Here is a 20,122-nt window from a genome sequence, read left to right as displayed (position 1 = left end):
TCGCTCTCGTAAGAACTCTGTCGGCCTCGGCTCCCGCGGCCTAACGTCAGGGGCATGGAGCAGAGGATCGGGCGCAGAGCGGCCGCGTGGGCCGGCATCGCATCGGCTGTCGCGGGTGCCGGCGTCGGCGAACTCGTCGCGGTCATGATCGCACCGCGATCGAGCCCGTTCGCGTCGATCGGCCAGGTGCTCATCGACCTCGCGCCGACGTGGGCGAAGGATCTCGCGATCGCGTGGTTCGGCACCGCGGACAAGATCGCGCTGCTCGTCCTCATCGGTGCCGTCATGCTCGGCGTCGCCGCCGTCGCGGGCCTCGTCGAGCGGGTCCGGCCGCCGTGGGGCGCCGTCCTCGCCGGCCTCCTCGGGGTCGCGGGAGCGGCCGCGGCGCTGACGCGGGCGAATGCGGATCCCCTCGCCGTGGTGCCGTCGCTTCTCGCGGGCGCGATCGGCGCGGTCGGCGTGCGTCTCCTCGTCCGCCGACGCACCTCGGAGCAGGACGAGGGGCTGTCGCGGCGCGGGTTCCTCATCGCGAGCATCGCCGGGGCCGCCGTCGGCGTCGGGGCGGCGGCGTGGTCGACGGCCGGGCGCGTGGCGGAGAGCACGGTCAACGCGATCCGCGCCGCCATCCGCCTGCCGAGCGCGCGCACCGCGGCCGAGGTGCCCGAGGGCGCCGAGCTCGGCATCGAGGGCCTGGATCCCGTCATCACCCCGAACCGCGACTTCTATCGCATCGACACGGCGCTCGTCGTGCCCGAGATCGACCCCGCCGACTGGAGCCTCCGGATCCACGGTCTCGTCGAGCGCGAGATCACGCTCACCTGGGGCGAGCTGCTCGCCCTGCCGCTGGAGGAGTCCGTCACCACGCTCGCGTGCGTGTCGAATCAGGTCGGCGGCGACCTCATCGGAAACGCCGTCTGGCTCGGGTATCCGATCCGCGAGCTGCTCGCCGAGGCCGGGCCGCTGCCGGAGGCCGACATGGTGCTGTCGTCGTCGCACGACGGCTTCACAGCGGGAACGCCGCTCGAGGCGCTGACCGACGAGCGCCACGCGATCCTCGCCGTCGGCATGAACGGCGAGCCGCTGCCGCTCGAGCACGGCTTCCCCGTGCGCATGGTCGTCCCGGGACTCTACGGCTACGTGTCGGCGACGAAGTGGGTCGTGGATCTCGAGGTCACGCGCTTCGACCGCTCCCGGGCGTACTGGACGGACCGCGGTTGGTCGGCGCGCGGCCCCATCAAGCTGCAGTCGCGCATCGACGTGCCGCGCGCAACGGAGGTCGCGGCGGGCGAGACGGTCGTCGCGGGCGTCGCGTGGCAGCAGCACGTGGGCGTGGGCGGCGTCGAGGTGCGCGTCGATGGCGGATCCTGGCAGCGCGCGACCCTCGCCCCGGCGATCTCCGACGACACCTGGGTGCAGTGGTCGCTGCCGGTCTCGCTCGACCCCGGCGAGCACACGATCACGTGCCGGGCGCTGAGCCGCCGCGGCGAGACGCAGACGGCCGACGTCGCCCCGCCCGCGCCTGACGGCGCGACCGGACACCACTCGCGCCGCGTCACGGCGATGTGATCACTCGGTCACGCAGCGTCCGCCGTCGGGGCCGAATTCGCACATCTGCGTACCCTCGTGCTGGCTCTGGATTCCGATCAGCACGCCGAGGAACACGACCCACGCGGCAAGCGGGATGAGGCTGATCGTCACCTTCGTGCGCCCACTGAGCGTCGCCATGCGATTCCCTCCTCGCCGGATCCGAATGATCCGTACGATGACAGGATCCCCTGATCCGCAAAGGAGCGCACATGATCCGTCATATCGTGATGTTCGACGTCGATGCCGACAACGCTGAGGACCGCAACGCCAAGATCACCGAGGCCGCGGTGCGTCTCGAGAAGCTCGTCGGAGTCGTGCCGGGCCTGCGCGCGATGACGGTGGGGGCGAACGTCGTCGATCTCGACGGCAACTACGACTTCACGCTCATCGCAGATCTCGACGACGCGGCGGCGCTCGAGGGCTACGCGACCCACCCCGCGCACCTCGAGGTGTCGACGTTCATCGGCACCTTCAAGTCGCGCCGCGCCGCCATCGACATCGAGCTGTAGGCGTCACGGCGACGTGCCCGCGGATCCTGCGGATCCGCGGGCACGTTCCGTGCGCGTCAGCCGGCGAAGAGCGGCGTCACCGAGATCACGGTCTGGACGAGCGCGTAGACGAGCGGCACCCCGACGACGGCCCAGGACACGATGATCCGCAGGGTCTGCGAGGACGACGACGAGGGTGCGTTCTGGTCGTTCACTTCGATACCTCCTGTTTCTCGGCCGCGGGGCCCGCGGGCTCGTGGAATCGCGCGGCGACCGGGCGCACGAGCAGGTTGGCGACGAAGCCGACCGCGAGGAGGCCCACCATCGTGAACAGCGCGGGCCGGTAGTCGGCGGCGACGAGCTCGCCCGGCGTGCCCTGCGCGTCGAGGAACCCGTTGACGATGAGCGGTCCCGCGATGCCGGCGGCCGACCAGGCGGTGAGGAGTCGGCCGTGGATCGCGCCGACCTGGTAGGTGCCGAACAGATCGCGCAGGTATGCGGGGATGGTCGCGAACCCGCCGCCGTAGAACGACAGGATGATCGCGGCGATGAGGACGAACAGCAGCGTGCTCGATGCGCCGATGGTCGACAGGAGCAGGTAGAGCACGATGCCGCCGCCGAGGTAGATCATGTAGATCGGCTTGCGGCCGATGTAGTCGCTCGTCGACGACCACACGAATCGGCCGGCCATATTGAACAGCGACAGCAGTGCGACGAAGCCCGCCGCCGTCGAGCCGACCACCAGCGACGTGTCGCCCTCGCGGAAGAAGTCCTGGATCATCGGGCTCGCCTGCTCGAGGATCCCGATCCCGGCCGTCACGTTGCAGAACAGCACGATCCACAGCAACCAGAACTGTGGCGTCTTCACGGCGTTGGCGGCCGAGACGTTCGCCGTCGTGACGAGGGGCTTCGCCGCGACCGTGCTCGGATCCCAGTGCGCCGGCTTCCAGCCCGGCGCGGGGGTGCGCACGTTGAAGACCCCGAGCATCATCACGAGGAAGTACACGACTCCGAGCGTCGCGAACAGCATCGCGACCGCGGATCCGGAGGCGATGGATCCGGAGTCACCGGGGTCGTACGCGGGGTCGTAGAGGGCCATGAGCTGACGGGAGACGGGGGACGCCACGAGCGCGCCGCCGCCGAACCCCATGATCGCCATGCCTGTCGCGAGGCCGGGGCGGTCGGGGAACCACTTGATGAGCGTCGACACGGGGGAGATGTAGCCGATGCCGAGACCGATTCCGCCCAGGATGCCGTACCCGATGTAGACGAGCCAGAGCTGGGTCGTCGCGATCCCGAGCGCACCGACGAGGAACCCCGACGCCCAGAAGCAGGCCGACGTGAACATCGCTTTGCGCGGACCGACGCGCTCGACCCACGTGCCGAGGACTGCGGCCGAGATGCCGAGCATCACGATCGCGATCGAGAAGATCACGCCGATCGCCGTGAGCGACGCGTCGAAGTGCTCGACGAGGGAGTTCTTGTAGACGCTGGTCGCGTAGACCTGGCCGATGCAGAGGTGGATGGCGAGAGCGGCGGGCGGGATGAGCCAGCGGCTGTACCCGGGCGGAGCGATCGTATGCTGCCGGTCGAGGAATGACACGTCTAGGACCTCCCTGTCCTCGCACCGCGGGATGCGGGCGTGATCCCTCTGACCGTATTGATCTGGAGAGAGTGACCGCAAGAGGTGCGGGTCGCGCCCGCAACGCGAAGTGCCCCGCGGATCTGATCCGCGGGGCACTCGGGCGAGGGGGACTTACGCGTCGTCCTCGTCGGGCTCGTAGTCGACGCCGGCTTCGGCGCGCTGCTCGGGAGTGATGGGGGCCGGAGCCGCCGTCAGGGGGTCGAACCCGTTGCCCGTCTTCGGGAAGGCGATGACCTCCCGGATCGAGTCGGTCTTCGTCAGCAGCTGCAGCACGCGGTCCCAGCCGAGCGCGATGCCGCCGTGGGGCGGGGCGCCGAACTTGAACGCCTCGAGCAGGAAGCCGAACTTCTCATCGGCCTCCGCCTCGTCGAGGCCCATGACCGCGAAGACGCGCTTCTGGATGTCCTCGCGGTGGATGCGGATTGAGCCGCCGCCGAGCTCGACGCCGTTGCAGACGATGTCGTATGCGTAGGCCAGGGCGGATCCGGGATCCGTGTCGAACGTGTCCTCGAACTCGGGCTTGGGGCCCGTGAACGCGTGGTGCACGGCCGTCCACGCACCGGCGCCGACGGCGACGTCGCCCGATGCGACGGCCGACGCGGCCGGCTCGAACATCGGGGCGTCGACGACCCAGCAGAACGCGAACTCGTCGGCGTCGACCTGGCCCGTGCGGTGGGCGATCTCGACGCGGGCGGCGCCGAGCAGCGCGCGCGCCTCGCTCGTCTTTCCGGCGGCGAAGAACACCGCGTCGCCGGGCTGTGCGCCCGTGACCGCGGCGAGGCCCTCGCGCTCGGTGTCGGAGAGGTTCTTCGCGACGGGCCCGGCGAGGGTGCCGTCTTCGGCGAACGTGACGTAGGCGAGGCCCTTCGCGCCGCGCGACTTCGCCCAGTCCTGCCACGCGTCGAACTGGCGGCGGGGCAGCGAAGCGCCGCCCGTCATGACGACGGATCCGACATACTCCTGCTGGAACACGCGGAATGGCGTCTCGGCGAAGTACTCGGCGAGCTCGACGATCTCGTTCCCGAAGCGCAGATCCGGCTTGTCGGATCCGTACAGGCGCATCGCGTCGGCGTAGGTGATGCGCTGGATCGGGGTCGGGACCTCGACATCGATGAGCTTCCACAGTGCGGAGACGAGCTGCTCGCCGAGGGCGATGACGTCCTCCTGGTCGACGAAGCTCATCTCGATGTCGAGCTGCGTGAACTCGGGCTGGCGGTCGGCGCGGAAGTCCTCGTCGCGGTAGCTGCGGGCGAGCTGGTAGTAGCGCTCCATGCCGCCGACCATGAGCAGCTGCTTGAAGAGCTGCGGCGACTGCGGGAGGGCGTACCAGGATCCGGGGCTGAGGCGCGCGGGCACCACGAAGTCGCGGGCGCCCTCGGGCGTCGAGCGGGTGAGCGTCGGCGTCTCGATCTCGACGAACTCGTGCTGGTCGAGCACGGCGCGCGCGGCCTGGTTGGCCTTCGAACGCAAGCGGATCGCCTTCGCGGGCGCGGGGCGGCGCAGGTCGAGGTAGCGGTGCTTGAGACGCGCCTCCTCGCCCACCGTCTCCTGGCCGTCGAGCGCCGTCGACACCTGGAACGGCAGGGGAGCCGACTCGTTGAGCACAACGACGTCGGCCGCGATGACCTCGATCTCGCCGGTCGGCAGGTTGTCGTTGGCGTTGCCGTCGGGACGCTGCGAGACCTCGCCGGTCACCTGGAGGACGAACTCGCTGCGCAGGGGGTGCGCGATCTCCTCATCGCGGATGACCACCTGCGAGATGCCCGAGGCATCGCGCAGATCGATGAAGGCCACTCCTCCGTGATCGCGACGACGATCGACCCAGCCCGTGAGGGTGACGGTCTGACCGATGTGCTCGGCTCGCAGGGAGCCGGCAGTGTGTGTGCGCAGCACGGAGGATCCTCCTGATCGTGAATGGGAACGCGTCGATTCTATGCGTCCCGCGCTCCGCGGATCCTGCGCGGGACGCGCGCGCTCAGCCGCAGACGGGATCCGCCGCGGTGCGGGTGGTCGCATCGACCGTCGTGGGCTCCTCGGCCGGCGCGGGAGCCGGCGCCGTCGTCTCGTCGGGAGCGGGTGCGTCGGCCGGATCGTCGGCCGGCTCCTCCGGCTCTGCGAAGACGATCGGCTCGTCGGCGGCGAGGGCCGACCAGACGATGTCGGCGTCAGGCGAGGCCTCGACGCGGTTCGGGTCTCCCGCGGCGGGCTGCCACGGCATCGTGACGAACGTGATGCGCTCGTCGGGAGCGTCGTTCACACGCAGGGCGAGCCCGGCGAGCTTCGTGACGGAGGACAGTCCCGCATCGACCGTGAGCGATGACGTGATCGCGTCGACGAGCGCATAGAGACGCGTCGGCGACGAGAGCACCTCGCGGTCGGTCGCGCGCTGGACGATCGCCGACATCACCATCTGCTGGTTCTCGAGACGCGAGATGTCGCTGCCGTCGCCGATGACATATCGCACGCGGGCGAGCGCCAGGGCGTCCTCGCCGCCGAGCTCCTGCTGCCCCGCGGGAAGGTCGAGGAGCGAGTGTCCGTCGGAGATCGGCTCCTCGAGGCAGACCTCGATGCCGCCGACCGCATCGACGACCGTCGCGAAGCCGTCGAAGTTCATCGACACCACATGATCGACGTCGACGCCCGTGAGCGCCTCGACAGCCTCGACGGAACAGCCCTCGCCGAAGTTGAAGGCCGCGTTGATCATGCCGCGTCCTCCGGAGAACGCGCCGAAGCCGCGGTCAGTGCACGCGGGGAGATCGAGCACTGTGTCGCGCGGGATCTGCACGGCCTCGATGCGCTCGTTGCCCTCGGCGACGTGCACGAGCATCATCGAGTCGCTGCGGCGCGTGCCGTCGTCTTCTCCGTACGCGCCGTCGCCCGCGTCGCGGCCATCGGAACCCAGCACGAGAATGTTCAGTGGATCCGTCTGCACCTGGGCGCCCGCGGCGGCGCCCGGCCCGATGTCCTCGTCGGGCTCGAGCTGGACGACCGTGAGGTTGCTGTTCAGCTTGCCCACGACGATGGTCGCGAGGATCGCGACGGTCGCGAGGAGCGCGAACAGTGCGAGCACGACGGTGCGCCGTCGACGCAGGCGCGCCAGGTCGGTCGAGGAGTGCTGAGCCGGGGGAGTCGTCACAGTCGACCAGCCCACCGCGGTGTCGCCGGTATCTCAACGCATCCGACGGATTCGCCGGAACTCTCCAGGAATCCGGGCCGGCCGGAGACCATCATCGCCGCCCGTCGAGTCCGGCGAGCAGGGTCGAGAGAAGGTCGGCGAGGCGACGGAGGTCGTCGGCGGGCAGGACCTCGAGGAGGGCCCGCTCGTGTGCGAGCTGCTGCGGCATCACGCGAGAGAGCAGTTCGCGTCCGCGGTCGGTGAGGTGGATCCGTGCCACGCGTGCGTCCTGCGCGTCGGTGCGCCGCTCGATGAGTCCGTGTGAGGCGAGCAGGCGCAGACGCTGCGTGACGGCCGCGCCGGATGCGCTCGTCTCGCGAGCGAGGTCGCCCGCCGTCAGCGGATGCGGGGTGCGCCGCAGGGCGGAGAGCATCTCGTACTCGTGACGCGTGAGGCCGGCGTCCTCCAGCGCGTCGCTCGCCTCCGTGAAGATCGCGGCGAGGCGCGACACGCGTCCGATGATCTCGATCGGGGAGGCATCGAGATCGGGGGCGACATCGCGCCACTGTGCGACGACGCGGTCGACCGCGTCTCGATGTTCGGTCATCGCGGAGCCTCCTCGAGCGCCGCGAGAGCGCGGTGAGCACGGCTCTCGACGGCGACCACCGACGCTTCGTCGACGCTGTGCGCCCACCACTCGCCATCGGCCTGATGGAAGGCCTGCCGCAGTCTCGCGAGCCCCGCGACGAGCCCGCGCCGCGCCGCTTCGACACGCTCGGGAGCGCGCGGTGACGCGGCGGCGATCGCACGCGCGTCATTGGCTCGGCGTGCGAGGTCCTCGGTGAGGTCCTTCGTGCGCCGGCGGGCGTGTCCGTTGCGGATGGCGAATGCCGCGAGAAGACCGCATGCAGCCCCGATCACCGTGTCGAGCAGCCGATCGATCGTGAGCTCCGCCACAGGCTGTACCGCGGCGAACTCGCTGATGAACAGGGCCATCGGCGTGACGAGAGCCTGGCCGAGGAAGTAGTTGCGCGGCAGGACGAACTCGACGATGCCGTTGAGAGCGAGCACGAGGGCGACGAGAAGAAGCGGATGCAGGTGGGCGACCGGCGCCAGCAGGGCGAAGACGCCGACGCCGACGACGGTGCCGAGGGTGCGCTGCGGCGCTCGCCGCCACGTCAGCAGGAGGTTCGGCTGGATGAGCGACGCCGCGGTGACGATCGCCCAGTACGGGCGTCCGACTCCGAGCAGATGGGAGAGCGAGGCCGCGAGGGCGCACCCGATGAGCACGCGGAGGAAGAACGGCGTGGCCGCGGATCCGGGTCGCAGGGCCGCGAGGATGGGGTGCCGGCTGGCGAAGGGCGCCGCGGCGTGCTCCGCGATCCGGACGCCATCGATCTGCGCGCGCTCATCGTCCGTGAGCGGCGAGGGCGGGATGGGACCGGAGGACCTGCGCAGCTGGCGCGCCTGCGCACGTGCCTCCGCGGCGTCTCCGCGCACGCGGGGTGCGGCGAGGACGCGCTCGGCGGCGACGAGGTGCGACTCGAGGTCGCGTCGCGTGTCGAGATCCGCGCCCGACCCGCCGAGGCAGCTCCAGGCATCGTGGATCGCCGCCGCGAGGGCGCCCTGTGCACGTGGTCCGTCGGGATCGTCGTGCAGGTCGGCGGCGGCAGCGAGCGCGGTGGCGACGGCCCGGCGCTCCGGGGCGCAGGGACGCCAGAGGAACGGCGTCATGACGACGACCCACGCGGTCGCGGCGCCGACGGCGACGAGCGCGACGTGGAGCGGGACGTCCGCCCAGGACTGCGGGGCGAACATCAGCCCGGAGAACAGGAAGATCGGGATGACGGCGCCGGGCGGCCCGACGCGTGAGGCTTCGATCGCGACCTTCGTGACGGCGGCGAGGGTGCAGGCGACGGCGATGAGCGCGTACGTGCTGTCGAGCGCGGCGGCCGCGGCGAGCGAGACGGCGGATCCGGTGATCACCGCGAGCGAGAAGAGAGCCAGGGTCCGCGCCCGCTGGCGAGCGGGGTGACCGTGCGTGAACAGCGCGGTCATCGACCCGACGAGCGTGTACGACGCCAGGTCGATCCGCCCGAGGAGGGCGAGAGCCAGGATCGGGAGGGCGCCGGCGATCACGATGCTCGTGCTGCGTTCGAACCAGACGTCGTGCGGCAGGCGCTGGCTGCGCAGAGTCGGAAGGATCTCGAAGCGCGGGCGGATGCGAATGGCTTCTGTGAGGGGGCGTCGGGGCACGACGAACAGGATAGAGATGTTTTATGAGTGAAATATCTCTGCGAGGTGCCCCCCCCACGGCATTTCGGGGGATGTCCACCGTTCGTTTGTCAGGGGTGCGAATTAGGGTTGCGGGTGGCGCGGCTCCGCGTCAGGATCTGCATCACCCCGGGAGACCACCCACATGAGCGACGCCGCAGCCGACGTCCCGGCGCACCGAGCCGTGCACACCCCGCTCAACGCGCTGCGCGGATTCCTCATCGGCATGGCCGAGCTCGTCCCCGGTGTCTCGGGCGGCACGGTCGCCCTGGTCACCGGCATCTACGAGCGCGCTCTGCGCGCCGCGCACCAGCTCGGCGTCGCCGTCAAGACGCTCGTGTTCGGGCCGAACCGCGCGTCGGGATTCCGACGGCAGATGGCGGCGATCGACTGGTGGCTGGTCGGCCCGCTCCTCGTCGGCATGGCCGTCGCGGTGCTGTTCGCCGCGGGCACGGTCGAGCACCTCGTCTCCAGCAACCCCGAGAACGCGCGCGGCCTCTTCTTCGGTCTGGTCGCCGCGAGCCTCATCGTGCCGTTCCAGCTGCTGCCGAAGGGCACGCGCACGGGGGTCTCCGGTGCGGTCGACCTCCTGCTGTTCGTCGTTCCCGCCGCCGTCGCCTTCTTCCTCGTCGGCTTCGCGAGCAACCAGGAGATGACGGATCCGCCGTACTGGTTCGTCTTCGTCGCCGCGGCCGTCGCGGTCTGCGCTCTCGTCGTGCCCGGCGTGTCCGGTTCCTTCTTCCTCCTGGCCATCGGCCTCTACGCGCCCACGCTGCAGGCGGTCGACGATCGCGTCCTCAGCTACATCGCGGTCTTCGGGGCGGGCGCGATCCTCGGGCTCTTCACCGTCGTCAAGTTCATGACCGTCATGCTCGAGCGCCACCGTCGTGGCACGCTGCTGATCATGGCGGGCCTCATGCTCGGCTCGCTGCGCGCGCTGTGGCCCTGGCAGGGCGGCGAGGGCAGCGAGGACGGCCATGGCGCCCTCACGATGCCGACCGACCCCGTTGTGATGCCGATCGTCCTCGCCGTCGTGGGTGCGCTCGTCGTGCTCGCGCTCATCGTCGTCGAGCGCCTCGTCGTGAAGCGCGCGCAGCCGACCGAGTGACGGCGGGCGCGCAGATCGCGATGGCCGCGAGACCTCATCAGGTGATGATGCACGCGGCTCCGTCCGACGACTCCTGGCTCAGCGCCCTCGTGGCGTGGGTCGTCTCTCTCATGGACACGATCGGCCCGGCCGGCGTCGGCCTCGCGATCGCGCTCGAGAGCATCTTCCCGCCGATCCCCAGCGAGGCGATCCTCCCCGCCGCGGGGCTCGCTGCGAGCCGCGGTTCCTTCGGGATCGTCGAGGCGATCGTGTTCGCGACGATCGGATCCCTTGTGGGCGCTCTGGCGCTGTACGGCGTGGGTGCGATCGTGGGCGTCGAACGGCTGCGCCGGCTGTTCGACCGGATCCCCCTCATGAGCGGCGACGACGTCGACCGCACCGTCGGCTGGTTCGAGCGACATGGCGGTCAGGCCGTCTTCTTCGGGCGGTTCCTGCCCGTCTTCCGCAGTCTCATCTCGATCCCGGCAGGCGTCGTGCACATGCCCGTCTGGCGGTTCTCCCTCTACACCGTGCTCGGCAGCCTCATCTGGAACACGACGTTCATCGTGCTCGGGTGGCTGCTCGGCGAGGCGTGGCCCGTCGTCGAGCAGTACATGGGCGTCGTCGAGAACGTCGTGGTCGTCGCCGTGGTGATCGCGGTGCTGTGGTTCGTCGTCGGCCGGGTGCGTGCTCGGCGCCGCTCGACCTGATGAGCGGGTGGTGCTACACGGCGCCGAGGTCGATGCCCGTGCCCGCGGGCTCCGCGTAGGCGACCTCGGCGAAGCCGGTCGGGCCGGTGCCCGGGCGCTCGAAGCTCGTGACGCTCGACAGTGCGCAGCGCCGGGTCGTGGGGGAGTGCGCGAGCTTCTGGCCCGCGATGGCGAGGTGGGCGAGCCAGATGGGCGCCTGGTGCGACACGATCACGACATCGCCGTCGTCCGTCGCATCCCATGCCGCCTCCATGGCCTCGAGGAGTCGGTAGGCGATCTCCGCGAACGGCTCCCCCCAGCTCGGCTTCGAGGGGTCGACGAGGTGTCGCCAGTTGAGAGGGTTCATGACGGCGCGCCTCATGCGCTTGCCGCGGAACGCATTCCACGGTTCGACGACCCGCTCGTCGACGAGGGGCTCGAGGTCGAACCGCTGCGCGAACGGCTCGGCCGACTCCTGCGCGCGCTGCAGGGGAGAGCAGACGAGGCTCGTCACCTGCCGTCCCGACTCGGCGACGTGATCCGCCGCGGCCCGCGCCATCCCGCGCCCGGCGTCGCTGAGGCCGAATCCCTCGATCCGCTCGTAGAGCACACGGGTGGGGTTGTGGACCTCGCCGTGGCGGACGAGGTGGAGGCGGCTGGCAGGCATGGCATCTACGCTACCGGCGTGACTCCTGCGCGCTCGTTCCCCTGGATCCTCGCCCTCGCGATCGACGTCGCGCTTGTCGTGGCGTTCGCCGCGATCGGCATGCGCAGTCATCACGGCGGATTCACTGCGCTCGGCCTGCTCGAGACGGCCTGGCCGTTCCTCGTCGGCGCGCTGCTCGGCTGGCTCGTCGCGCGCGCCTGGCGTCGCCCCGCGCGGCTCGGAACGGGACTCCTCATCTGGTTCGTTGCGGCCGCGGGCGGCATGGCGCTGCGCGTCGCGACCGGCGGAGGCTTCGCGTGGTCGTTCCTCATCGTCACGCTGGTCGTGCTCGCGGCCCTCCTCATCGGCTGGCGGGCGATCGCGGCGCTCGTCGCCCGGATCCGCGCGCGTCCGCGCACCTGACCCGCGCTCAGCCTGCTCTTACTACGGCACGTAGAATTAGCCGGGTGTCCCCCCTCCTCCGTCGCACGCTCGCCGCGCTCGCCGTGACCGCGCTCGCCGCCTCCGTGGCCGCCTGCAGCAACGACCCCGTCGCCGAGCAATACCTCGAGGGCGACAACAAGGGCTACATCGCCGGCGACTTCCGCGTCGATGAGATCCCCGCAGACGAACGCGGCGAGCCCGTCGTCTGGGAGGGCGAGTCCGAGCACGGCGAGACGCTCTCGAGCGAGGGCACGAGGGGCGGCATCACGGTCGTCAACTTCTGGTACGCCGCATGCGGCCCGTGCATCGCCGAGGCTCCCGACCTGCAGCAGGTGTGGGAGGAGTACGAGGGCGACGACGTGCAGTTCGTCGGCGTCAACACGTACGACCAGGCCGACACCGCCCGCTCGTTCGCGACCGACCACGGCATCACCTACCCGAGCGTCATCGACGTCAACACCGGATCCGTGAAGCTCGCCTTCGCCGCGGTCACGCCGATCCAGGCGACGCCCACGACGCTCGTGCTCGATCGCGAGGGGCGCGTCGCGGCCCGCATCATCGGCCAGCTCGAGGGTGCGTCGATCCTCTCGACGCTCGTGCGCGAGACCCTCGAAGAGAACGCGTGACCGTCGAGCAGATCGTCGGAGCCGGCACCCTCTGGGCCGCGCTCCCCATCGCCCTGTTCGCGGGGCTGCTGTCGTTCCTCTCGCCGTGCGTGCTCCCGCTCGTTCCCGGCTATCTCGGCTTCATCTCGGGATCCGTCGCCCCGAACGCGCGCGACGCGCAGGACGCCCCGCGCGGCCGGCTCGTCGGCGGCGTGCTGCTGTTCGTCGCCGGGTTCACGGTCGTGTTCATGGCCGTCAACATCTTCAGCGGCGGACTGGGGCTGTTCTTCCAGCAGTACCAGGACGTCATCACCCGTGTCCTCGGGGCAGTCATCATCCTGATGGGGCTCGTCTTCCTCGGCCTGTTCCGGTTCATGCAGCGCCAGGTGAAGCCGAACTTCAACGCGAACCTCGGGCTCGTGGGCGCGCCGCTTCTCGGCCTCGCGATGGGCATCGGGTGGGCGCCGTGCATCGGCCCGACGCTCGCCGTCATCATGAGCCTGTCCTGGAACACGGGCGACCCCTGGCGGGCGGCGCTCCTCGGCCTCACGTACTCGCTGGGCCTCGGGATCCCGTTCCTCCTCGCCGCGCTCGGGTTCGGCTGGGCGACGCGCACCCTCACATTCTTCCGACGCCACATCCGCATCATCAACATCGTGGGAGGATCCCTGCTGATCCTCCTCGGTCTCGCGATGGTGTCCGGCGTGTGGACCATGTTCATGTCGCGACTTCAGGTGGTGATCGGCGGTGTCGAACTCCCGCTCTGACCTCACGCAGAATTCGAGCGCGGATCCCCAGCGCCCGGATGACCACTTCGATTCAGCGGCGCCGAAGGTGGCGCAGCCGAAGCTCGGCGTCGTCGGATGGCTGCGCTGGGGATGGCGCCAGCTCACGAGCATGCGCACGGCGCTCGTGCTGCTGCTGCTGCTCGCGATCGCCGCGATCCCGGGATCGATCTTCCCGCAGCGCATGGCAAACCCGAACGGCGTCACGCAGTGGGAGACCGAGAACCCCGACCTGTTCCCGATCGTCGACGCACTGCAGCTGTTCGACGTCTACCAGTCGGCGTGGTTCTCGGCGATCTACCTGCTGCTGTTCGTCTCGCTCATCGGCTGCATCCTGCCGCGCACGAAGCACCACCTGAAGGCCCTCCGCTCACGCCCGCCGCGCACGCCCGCGCGCCTCAGTCGCCTCGCCGACTTCCGCGCCGAGTCCCTCGAGGGCGCGGACGCCGAGCGCGCGATCGAGGCCGCCGAGAAGCGCCTGAAGAAGCAGGGCTACCGCGTCGAGCGCTACGACTCCCGCGGATCCTTCTCCGTCTCGGCAGAGCGCGGCTACCTGCGCGAGACGGGCAACCTCGTGTTCCACGCGTCGCTCGTGGGGATCCTCGTCGCGGTCGGACTCGGCGGCCAGTTCGCCTACACGGGGCAGAGCGTCATCACCGAGGGCACCACGTTCGTGAATTCGCTCCTCAACTACTCGTCGATGAACAAGGGCCGCTGGGTCTCCGACGACGCCCTCGACCCGTACGCCATGACGCTCGACTCGTTCGATGTCTCGTACGTCGAGTGGGGCGAGGCCGGATCCGGCCAGGCGGGCGACTTCTCGGCGAACGTCACGATCCGCGAGCCGGACGGATCGACGGAGGAGGGCGCCGTGCGCGTCAATCATCCGCTGCGCGTCCACGGCGACGCGATCTACCTGCTCGGCAACGGCTACGCGCCGACGGTGACGGTGCGCAACGCCGACGACGAGGTCGTCTACCGCGAGGCGGTGCCGTTCCTGCCGCAGGACAGCAACATGACCTCGCTGGGCGTCATCAAGATCCCCGACGGGCTCGAAGAGCAGATGGGCTTCGTCGGCTTCTTCTATCCGACGCAGGCACCGCTCGAGTCGGGGGCGTTCACGTCCGCCTTCGGCGACCTCGTCAACCCCGTGCTCACGCTCAACGCCTACGAGGGCGACCTCGGCATCGACGACGGCACGCCGCGCTCGGTCTACACCCTCGATCCGACGGGGATGGAGCAGCTGACGGGCGGCGACACGGGGCGCGACTCCATCGAGCTGTCGCCGGGGCAGTCTGCCGAGCTGCCCGGCGGACGCGGATCCGTCACCTTCGAGGATATGACGCCGGACGGCGCGGATCCGGAGGAGGTCGGCTACTCCGAGTCGGTCAAGCGCTTCGCGTCGCTCCAGGTGCACCACGACGCGTCGACCGGCTGGGTGCTCGCGTTCGCGATCCTCCTCCTCGTCGGTCTCATGACGGCGCTGTTCGTGCCGCGTCGTCGGCTGTGGGTCAAGGTGACGCCGGAGGGCGACGGGATGCGCGTCGAGTACGCCGGTCTCGCGCGCGGCGAGGACCCGGCGATCGGCCGCGCCGTCGACGAGCTGGCGGAGGGGCACCGAAAGGACCTCTGAGCCTGAGGGCAGGGAGGGCCCTGCCAGGCGGGAGAACTTAGAATGGGCGTCATGCCCGCCGCCGATGCCCTCATGTACGACTCCTGGTCCATCATCATGCTGTGGACCGCGATCGCGGTGTATGTGCTCGCGTTCATCTGCTACGCAGTCGACCTCGCGCAGCGGTCCGAGGCGTCGGTCAAGGCGAAGGACCGCGCGGCGCAGCTCGTGGGCGGCGGATCCGGCGCTGTCGAGGAGCGCTCGACGCCGGGGGCCGGCGGGCGACCCGCGGGCATGATGGCCCGCGTCGGCACGACGCTGACGTGGATCGCCTTCCTGCTCCATCTCGGCGCGACCGTGCTCCGCGGCATCGGCGCCGGCCGTGTGCCGTGGTCGAACATGTACGAGTTCGCGATGACGGCCACCCTGCTGTTCACGGCGGTCTACCTCGGGGTGCTGTTCTGGAAGGATCTGCGCTTCCTCGGTGCGTTCATGACGGGCCTCGTCGCGGTCCTCCTCGGCGCCGCCGCGCTGCCCGCGATCTACGTCGAGATCACGCCGCTGATGGATCCCCTGAAGTCGGCGTGGCTCGTGATCCACGTGTTCGTCGCATCGCTCGCAACGGCGTTCCTGGCCCTCGCCTTCGCGCTCAGCGTCCTCCAGCTGCTGCAGGCCCGTCGGGAGCGCCGCAGCGTCGACGACGAGTCCCTCGCCGAGAAGAAGAGCGTGCTGCGCACCCTGCCGTCGGCCGAGGCGCTGGAGGGGCTCGCCTACCGCTTCGCGATCATCGGCTTCATCTTCTGGACCTTCACGCTCATCGCCGGCGCCATCTGGGCGCAGGACGCGTGGGGGCGCTACTGGGGCTTCGACACGAAGGAAGTCTGGACCTTCATCATCTGGGTGCTCTACGCCGGGTACATCCACGCGCGCGCGACGCGCGGCTGGCGCGGCACCCGATCGGCCTGGCTGTCGATCGTCGGCTTCGTCGCGGTGCTGTTCAACTTCACGATCGTCAACATGTTCTTCGAGGGGCTGCACGCGTACAGCGGGATCGACTGACCCGGGCAGTGCTCTGATGCCCCGGACGGCGCGCCGTCCGGGGCATCTTTCTGCCTTGGGTTCTGTGAACGTGTTGTTTCGTGTTGATTCATGTTGTAATCTCGCTCGTGTCCAAAGGAGGGCGAGATGTATCAGGCGGAGCGGCAGGGCCTCATCGCACGGGCCGTGCGTGAGGCAGGGCGCGTGTCGGTGCGCGACCTCGCCGCGCGATTCGACATCACCACCGAGACGGCGCGACGTGACCTGCAGGCCCTGGAAGAGGGCGGCCAGCTGCGGCGCGTGCACGGCGGCGCCATCGTGCCCGATCGTGCGAGCCTCGTGGAAGAGGGCGTGGGGGAACGCCAGGCGCAGAGGGGTGCGGAGAAGCGGGCGATCGCCGAGCGCGCCCTCGCCGCTGTCCCCGCGGGCTTCGACGGGTCCGTTCTCCTCGACGCGGGGACGACGACGGGCGCGCTCGTGGATCCGCTCGCCCGCAGGCTCGCCGGCGGATCCGCCGAGGTCGTGACGAACGCGGTCGCGCACGCGGCGGGACTGGCGGGGCGCGAGGGCTTCGGCCTGACTGCTCTCGGCGGGCGCGTCCGCTCCGTCACCGGGGCGGCCGTCGGCGTCGACACGGTGCGGGTGATCGAGGGCATGCGTCCTGACGTCGCCTTCATCGGAGCGAACGGGCTGTCGCACGAATTCGGACTCAGCACGCCCGACGCCGAGGAGGCGGCGGTCAAACAGGCGATGGTGCGGCAGGCGCGGCGCGTGATCGCGCTCGTCGACGCGGCCAAGTTCGGCGTCGAGTCGCTCCACCGATTCGCCGGACTCGCTGACATCGATGTGCTCGTCACCGACACGGATCCGCCTCCCGCGCTGGCAGATGCTCTCGCTCGTCACGATGTGGAGGTGTGGAGTGGACCCTGACCGCCTGGCCCCGTCGCCGCACCCGCCCGCCATGACCGGGCTTCTCGCACTCGGAGGTGCACCCGCATGATCGTCACGCTCACGGCGAATCCGTCGCTCGACCGCACGGTCCAGCTCGCCGCGCCGCTCGTCGTCGGCGAGGTCCAGCAGGCCGAATCGCTGCGCGAGGACGCGGGCGGCAAGGGCATCAACGTCGCGCGTGTGCTACACAGCTCCGGCGACGACGTGCGCGGCGTGCTGCCGCTCGCTCCCACGGACCCGTTCGCGGGCGTGCTCGGAAGCGACCTGCCGACCGTCGCCGTTCCCGTCACCGGCCACGCGCGCGCGAACCTCACGGTGACCGACCCGTCGGGCGAGACGACCAAGCTCAATCTGCCGGGGCCCGCGCTCGATGCGCAGACGGCTCAGACGCTCATCGACGCCGTCGTCTCGGTCTGCATGCGGGACGGCGCCGAGTGGCTGGCACTCAGCGGATCCCTCCCGCCCGGCGCCCCCGACGACTTCTACGTGGAGGTCATCCGGGCCGTGCGCTCGCGTGTCGAGAACCCGCCGGCCGTCGCCGTGGACACCTCGGGCGCCGCGCTCGCCGCGGTCGTCGCCGCGGGGCGCCCCGACCTCATCAAGCCGAACGAGCTCGAGCTCGCGGAGCTGGCGGGCATCGCGCTGCCGGAGGGCGTCGCGATCGAGCGCGCGGTCGCCGACATCGCCCGTGCGCTCGTGCCGGCGAAGGTGGGGGCCGCGCTCGTGACGCTCGGCGGCGACGGGGCCGTGCTCGTCGACGCCGGCGGCGCGTGGCACGCGACGATCCCGCCCGACGTCCGCGTGCGCTCGACGGTCGGCGCGGGAGACAGCTCGCTCGCCGGATACCTGCACGCGGCGCTCGCCGGCGGATCCGTAGCCGAGCGTCTCGAGGCCGCGGTGCGCTACGGATCCGCGACGGCCGCGCTCCCCGGCACGCAGCTCGCCGCACCCGCTGATCTCCCGGCCGGCGAGATCTCCCTCACCGACCTCTCCTGAACCATCCCGTCCGAGAAAGGGCACACGATCATGTCCACCATCACATCGGCTCTCGTCAGCCTCGACGAAGAGCTCGGCGCCGACAAGCGGTCGGTGCTGCAGGCGCTGTCCGCCAGGTTCGTCGCAGAAGGACGCGCGAACGACGCAGACGAGCTGTTTGCGGCCGCCTGGGCGCGCGAAGAGAAGGATGCGACCGGCCTGCCCGGCGGCATCGCGATCCCGCACGCGCAGGCCGCCACGGTCTCGCAGGCGTCGCTCGCGTTCGCGCGGCTGAACCCGCCGGTCGACTTCGGATCCTTCGACGGGCCGAGCGACATCGTGTTCATGATCGCGGCGCCCGACACGGCGGCCGAGGAGCACCTCGCCGTGCTGTCGCAGCTCGCGCGTCACCTCATGGACGACGACTTCAACGCGTCGCTGCGCGCCGCGACATCCGCCGACGAGGTCGTCGACCTCGTGCGCGGCGCCATCGGAGAGGTGCCGGCAGCTGCTGCCGAGCCGGATCCCGAGCCGGTCGTCACGGCGCCGGCGTCCGACGCGGGGATCACGGTCGACGGCCGGCCCGCGAAGATCGTCGCCGTCACGGCGTGCGCGACGGGCATCGCCCACACGTACATGGCCGCCGACGCCCTCACGAAGGCTGCGGGGGAGGCGGGTGTCGACTTCGCCGTCGAACCGCAGGGTTCGAGCGGGTTCTCGCCGTTCGACGCGCAGCAGATCGACGACGCCGACGCAGTGATCTTCGCGGTCGACGTCGACGTGCGCGAGCCGGAGCGCTTCGCAGGGAAGCCCGTCGTGCGCCGCTCCGTCAAGGCCGGGATCGAGCACCCGCAGGAGCTCCTGGAGCTCGCGGCGAAGGCGGCGACGGACCCCGCCGCCGCCCGGGTGTCCGGCGACCCCGACGCGGCGTCCGCGCCGTCGTCCGCGCAGAACGAGAGCGTCGGCAAGCGGATCCAGCGGATCCTCATGACGGGCGTCAGCTACATGATCCCGTTCGTCGCCGGCGGTGGTCTGCTGATGGCGCTCGGGTTCCTGCTGGGCGGGTTCGAGATCAACGAGGTCGCGAACGACATCGCCGTGAGCAACGCGCTGTGGAACCTGCCGGACGGCGGGCTCTCGGAGTACCTCGGCGCCCTCGCATTCGCGATCGGAAGCGCGTCGATGGCGTTCCTCGTCCCGGCGCTCGCGGGCTATATCGCCTTCGCGATCGCCGACCGCCCCGGAATCGCGCCCGGCTTCGTCGCCGGATCCATCGCTCTTCTCATGAACGCCGGCTTCCTCGGCGGCATCGTCGGCGGTCTGCTGGCGGGCCTCGCGGCCTGGTGGCTGGGACGCCTCAGCGTTCCGCGCTGGCTGCGCGGCCTCATGCCCGTCGCGATCATCCCGCTGCTCGGGTCGATCTTCGCGTCCGGTCTGCTGCTGCTCGTCCTCGGCGCCCCCATCGCCGCGCTCATGAGCCTGCTGACCGACGGCCTCAACAACCTGGCGGAGTCGGGCCTGCTGCCGGTCGTGGGCATCATCCTCGGGCTGATGATGTGCTTCGATCTGGGCGGACCGATCAACAAGGTCGCGTATGCGTTCGCCGTCGCGTCGCTCGGCGACGCCTCGCTCGACAACCCCGTGCCGTACTACATCATGGCCGCGGTGATGGCGGCCGGCATGGTGCCCCCGCTCGGCATGGCGCTCGCCTCGACGGTGCTCGCTCGCGACCGGTTCTCGCCGGCCGAGCGCGAGAACGGCGTCGCCGCCTGGCTCATGGGTCTGTCGTTCATCTCCGAGGGCGCGATCCCGTTCGCGGCGGCCGACCCGCTGCGCGTGATCCCGGCGTCGATGCTCGGGGGCGCGGTGACGGGATTCCTGTCGATGCTGTTCCTCGTGCAGTCGCAGGCGCCCCACGGCGGAGTGTTCGTGTTCTTCGCGATCAGCCCCCTCTGGGGCTTCCTCGTGGCCCTCGCCGCGGGAACGATCGTCACGGGCGTCGCGGTGTCGCTGCTCAAGTCGATCGGGGCCAAGAAGCGCGAGGCCGTCGCGGCCTGATCGCCCCGATGTGCATCAGCTCTCGTCGAGTCCGCTGCGAATCGCAGCGGACTCGACGAGAGTGGGTGCGGCGCGCCTGCAGCTTCCCTTCTCTGCATCTGCCGCCATCCCTCTGGGTCGCGA

Annotated in this window: 20 protein-coding genes; 12 read left to right on the top strand and 8 right to left on the bottom strand. The window is 70.5% G+C overall.

Annotated elements, in window-relative coordinates; all coding sequences use genetic code 11:
* The first annotated feature begins 54 nt into the window (after window positions 1–54).
* Complete coding sequence (locus KOL93_RS14660; RefSeq protein ID WP_221586145.1) at window positions 55–1,566, top strand: molybdopterin-dependent oxidoreductase; 1,512 nt, start codon at window positions 55–57, stop codon at window positions 1,564–1,566.
* Here the strand turns inward: KOL93_RS14660 and KOL93_RS14655 are convergent, their stop codons facing one another.
* Entirely contained in the window at window positions 1,567–1,725 is a 159-nt protein-coding gene (locus KOL93_RS14655; protein ID WP_221586144.1) for a hypothetical protein, read from the bottom strand.
* Window positions 1,726–1,796: 71 nt separating this feature from the next.
* Here KOL93_RS14655 and KOL93_RS14650 point away from each other — a divergent pair, with 71 nt between their 5' ends.
* Window positions 1,797–2,096, top strand: a complete 300-nt coding sequence (locus KOL93_RS14650; RefSeq protein WP_221586143.1) for a Dabb family protein — start codon at window positions 1,797–1,799, stop codon at window positions 2,094–2,096.
* A gap of 56 nt (window positions 2,097–2,152) precedes the next feature.
* On the opposite strand, the gene KOL93_RS14645 is transcribed toward KOL93_RS14650, so the two are convergent.
* The 6 genes from KOL93_RS14645 to KOL93_RS14620 all read right to left on the bottom strand — a co-directional run bounded on the left by KOL93_RS14645 (window position 2,153) and on the right by KOL93_RS14620 (window position 9,091).
* Entirely contained in the window at window positions 2,153–2,290 is a 138-nt protein-coding gene (locus KOL93_RS14645) for an MFS transporter small subunit (protein ID WP_221586142.1), read from the bottom strand.
* Complete coding sequence (locus tag KOL93_RS14640; RefSeq protein ID WP_221586140.1) at window positions 2,287–3,678, bottom strand: OFA family MFS transporter; 1,392 nt, start codon at window positions 3,676–3,678, stop codon at window positions 2,287–2,289. The genes KOL93_RS14645 and KOL93_RS14640 overlap by 4 nt, the downstream gene beginning before the upstream one ends.
* A gap of 153 nt (window positions 3,679–3,831) precedes the next feature.
* Entirely contained in the window at window positions 3,832–5,613 is a 1,782-nt protein-coding gene (gene aspS / locus KOL93_RS14635; protein WP_221586139.1) for an aspartate--tRNA ligase, read from the bottom strand.
* Between the two features lie 82 nt (window positions 5,614–5,695).
* Window positions 5,696–6,856: an LCP family protein gene (locus KOL93_RS14630; RefSeq protein WP_221586138.1), complete on the bottom strand. Its 1,161-nt coding sequence runs from the start codon at window positions 6,854–6,856 to the stop codon at window positions 5,696–5,698.
* Between the two features lie 91 nt (window positions 6,857–6,947).
* Window positions 6,948–7,442 (bottom strand): MarR family winged helix-turn-helix transcriptional regulator, encoded by a 495-nt coding sequence (locus KOL93_RS14625; protein WP_221586136.1) that lies wholly within the window; start codon window positions 7,440–7,442, stop codon window positions 6,948–6,950.
* Window positions 7,439–9,091: an FUSC family protein gene (locus KOL93_RS14620; RefSeq protein ID WP_221586135.1), complete on the bottom strand. Its 1,653-nt coding sequence runs from the start codon at window positions 9,089–9,091 to the stop codon at window positions 7,439–7,441. Before KOL93_RS14620 ends, KOL93_RS14625 begins: the two co-directional genes overlap by 4 nt.
* Before the next feature lie 163 nt (window positions 9,092–9,254).
* Between KOL93_RS14620 and KOL93_RS14615 the strand changes: the two genes are divergently transcribed.
* Complete coding sequence (locus KOL93_RS14615; protein ID WP_221586134.1) at window positions 9,255–10,217, top strand: DUF368 domain-containing protein; 963 nt, start codon at window positions 9,255–9,257, stop codon at window positions 10,215–10,217.
* 44 nt (window positions 10,218–10,261) lie between these two features.
* Complete coding sequence (locus tag KOL93_RS14610) at window positions 10,262–10,906, top strand: DedA family protein (RefSeq protein WP_221586133.1); 645 nt, start codon at window positions 10,262–10,264, stop codon at window positions 10,904–10,906.
* 13 nt (window positions 10,907–10,919) lie between these two features.
* Here KOL93_RS14610 and KOL93_RS14605 read toward each other — a convergent pair whose 3' ends face one another.
* The gene (locus tag KOL93_RS14605) at window positions 10,920–11,552 is read right to left on the bottom strand and encodes a histidine phosphatase family protein (RefSeq protein ID WP_221586131.1); all 633 of its coding nucleotides are present in this window, start codon (window positions 11,550–11,552) and stop codon (window positions 10,920–10,922) included.
* Window positions 11,553–11,570: 18 nt separating this feature from the next.
* Between KOL93_RS14605 and KOL93_RS14600 the strand changes: the two genes are divergently transcribed.
* The 8 genes from KOL93_RS14600 to KOL93_RS14565 all read left to right on the top strand — a co-directional run bounded on the left by KOL93_RS14600 (window position 11,571) and on the right by KOL93_RS14565 (window position 19,999).
* Window positions 11,571–11,954, top strand: a complete 384-nt coding sequence (locus KOL93_RS14600; RefSeq protein ID WP_221586130.1) for a DUF3054 domain-containing protein — start codon at window positions 11,571–11,573, stop codon at window positions 11,952–11,954.
* 44 nt (window positions 11,955–11,998) lie between these two features.
* Window positions 11,999–12,601, top strand: a complete 603-nt coding sequence (locus KOL93_RS14595; RefSeq protein ID WP_221586129.1) for a TlpA family protein disulfide reductase — start codon at window positions 11,999–12,001, stop codon at window positions 12,599–12,601.
* The gene (locus tag KOL93_RS14590) at window positions 12,598–13,347 is read left to right on the top strand and encodes a cytochrome c biogenesis CcdA family protein (protein WP_221586128.1); all 750 of its coding nucleotides are present in this window, start codon (window positions 12,598–12,600) and stop codon (window positions 13,345–13,347) included. The genes KOL93_RS14595 and KOL93_RS14590 overlap by 4 nt, the downstream gene beginning before the upstream one ends.
* Window positions 13,328–14,998, top strand: a complete 1,671-nt coding sequence (gene resB, locus KOL93_RS14585; protein WP_221586127.1) for a cytochrome c biogenesis protein ResB — start codon at window positions 13,328–13,330, stop codon at window positions 14,996–14,998. Before KOL93_RS14590 ends, resB begins: the two co-directional genes overlap by 20 nt.
* A 51-nt stretch (window positions 14,999–15,049) precedes the next feature.
* On the top strand, window positions 15,050–16,036 hold the full coding sequence (ccsB, locus tag KOL93_RS14580; protein ID WP_221586126.1) for a c-type cytochrome biogenesis protein CcsB: 987 nt from the start codon (window positions 15,050–15,052) through the stop codon (window positions 16,034–16,036).
* Window positions 16,037–16,162: 126 nt separating this feature from the next.
* Window positions 16,163–16,945, top strand: coding sequence for a DeoR/GlpR family DNA-binding transcription regulator (locus KOL93_RS14575; RefSeq protein WP_221586125.1), 783 nt, complete (start codon window positions 16,163–16,165; stop codon window positions 16,943–16,945).
* 66 nt (window positions 16,946–17,011) lie between these two features.
* Window positions 17,012–17,962: a 1-phosphofructokinase family hexose kinase gene (locus tag KOL93_RS14570; RefSeq protein ID WP_221586124.1), complete on the top strand. Its 951-nt coding sequence runs from the start codon at window positions 17,012–17,014 to the stop codon at window positions 17,960–17,962.
* 27 nt (window positions 17,963–17,989) lie between these two features.
* On the top strand, window positions 17,990–19,999 hold the full coding sequence (locus KOL93_RS14565; protein WP_221586261.1) for a PTS fructose transporter subunit IIABC: 2,010 nt from the start codon (window positions 17,990–17,992) through the stop codon (window positions 19,997–19,999).
* Window positions 20,000–20,122: the final 123 nt, after the last annotated feature.

It is taken from the genome of Microbacterium salitolerans (assembly GCF_019720895.1).
Classification (GTDB): domain Bacteria; phylum Actinomycetota; class Actinomycetes; order Actinomycetales; family Microbacteriaceae; genus Microbacterium.
The sequence above is the reverse complement of the archived record's forward strand: the minus strand, read 5'-3'. Positions and strand labels throughout refer to the sequence as shown.

Bases quoted from the DNA above. Each gene is read 5' to 3' on its own strand.
- KOL93_RS14660 (WP_221586145.1), top strand. From the start codon at position 55: ATGGAGCAGAGGATCGGGCGCAGAGCGGCCGCGTGGGCCGGCATCGCA.
- KOL93_RS14610 (WP_221586133.1), top strand. From the start codon at position 10,262: ATGATGCACGCGGCTCCGTCCGACGACTCCTGGCTCAGCGCCCTCGTG.
- KOL93_RS14570 (WP_221586124.1), top strand. From the start codon at position 17,012: ATGATCGTCACGCTCACGGCGAATCCGTCGCTCGACCGCACGGTCCAG.
- KOL93_RS14650 (WP_221586143.1), top strand. From the start codon at position 1,797: ATGATCCGTCATATCGTGATGTTCGACGTCGATGCCGACAACGCTGAG.
- ccsB (WP_221586126.1), top strand. From the start codon at position 15,050: ATGCCCGCCGCCGATGCCCTCATGTACGACTCCTGGTCCATCATCATG.
- KOL93_RS14605 (WP_221586131.1), bottom strand. From the start codon at position 11,552: ATGCCTGCCAGCCGCCTCCACCTCGTCCGCCACGGCGAGGTCCACAAC.
- KOL93_RS14615 (WP_221586134.1), top strand. From the start codon at position 9,255: ATGAGCGACGCCGCAGCCGACGTCCCGGCGCACCGAGCCGTGCACACC.
- KOL93_RS14575 (WP_221586125.1), top strand. From the start codon at position 16,163: ATGTATCAGGCGGAGCGGCAGGGCCTCATCGCACGGGCCGTGCGTGAG.
- KOL93_RS14655 (WP_221586144.1), bottom strand. From the start codon at position 1,725: ATGGCGACGCTCAGTGGGCGCACGAAGGTGACGATCAGCCTCATCCCG.
- KOL93_RS14625 (WP_221586136.1), bottom strand. From the start codon at position 7,442: ATGACCGAACATCGAGACGCGGTCGACCGCGTCGTCGCACAGTGGCGC.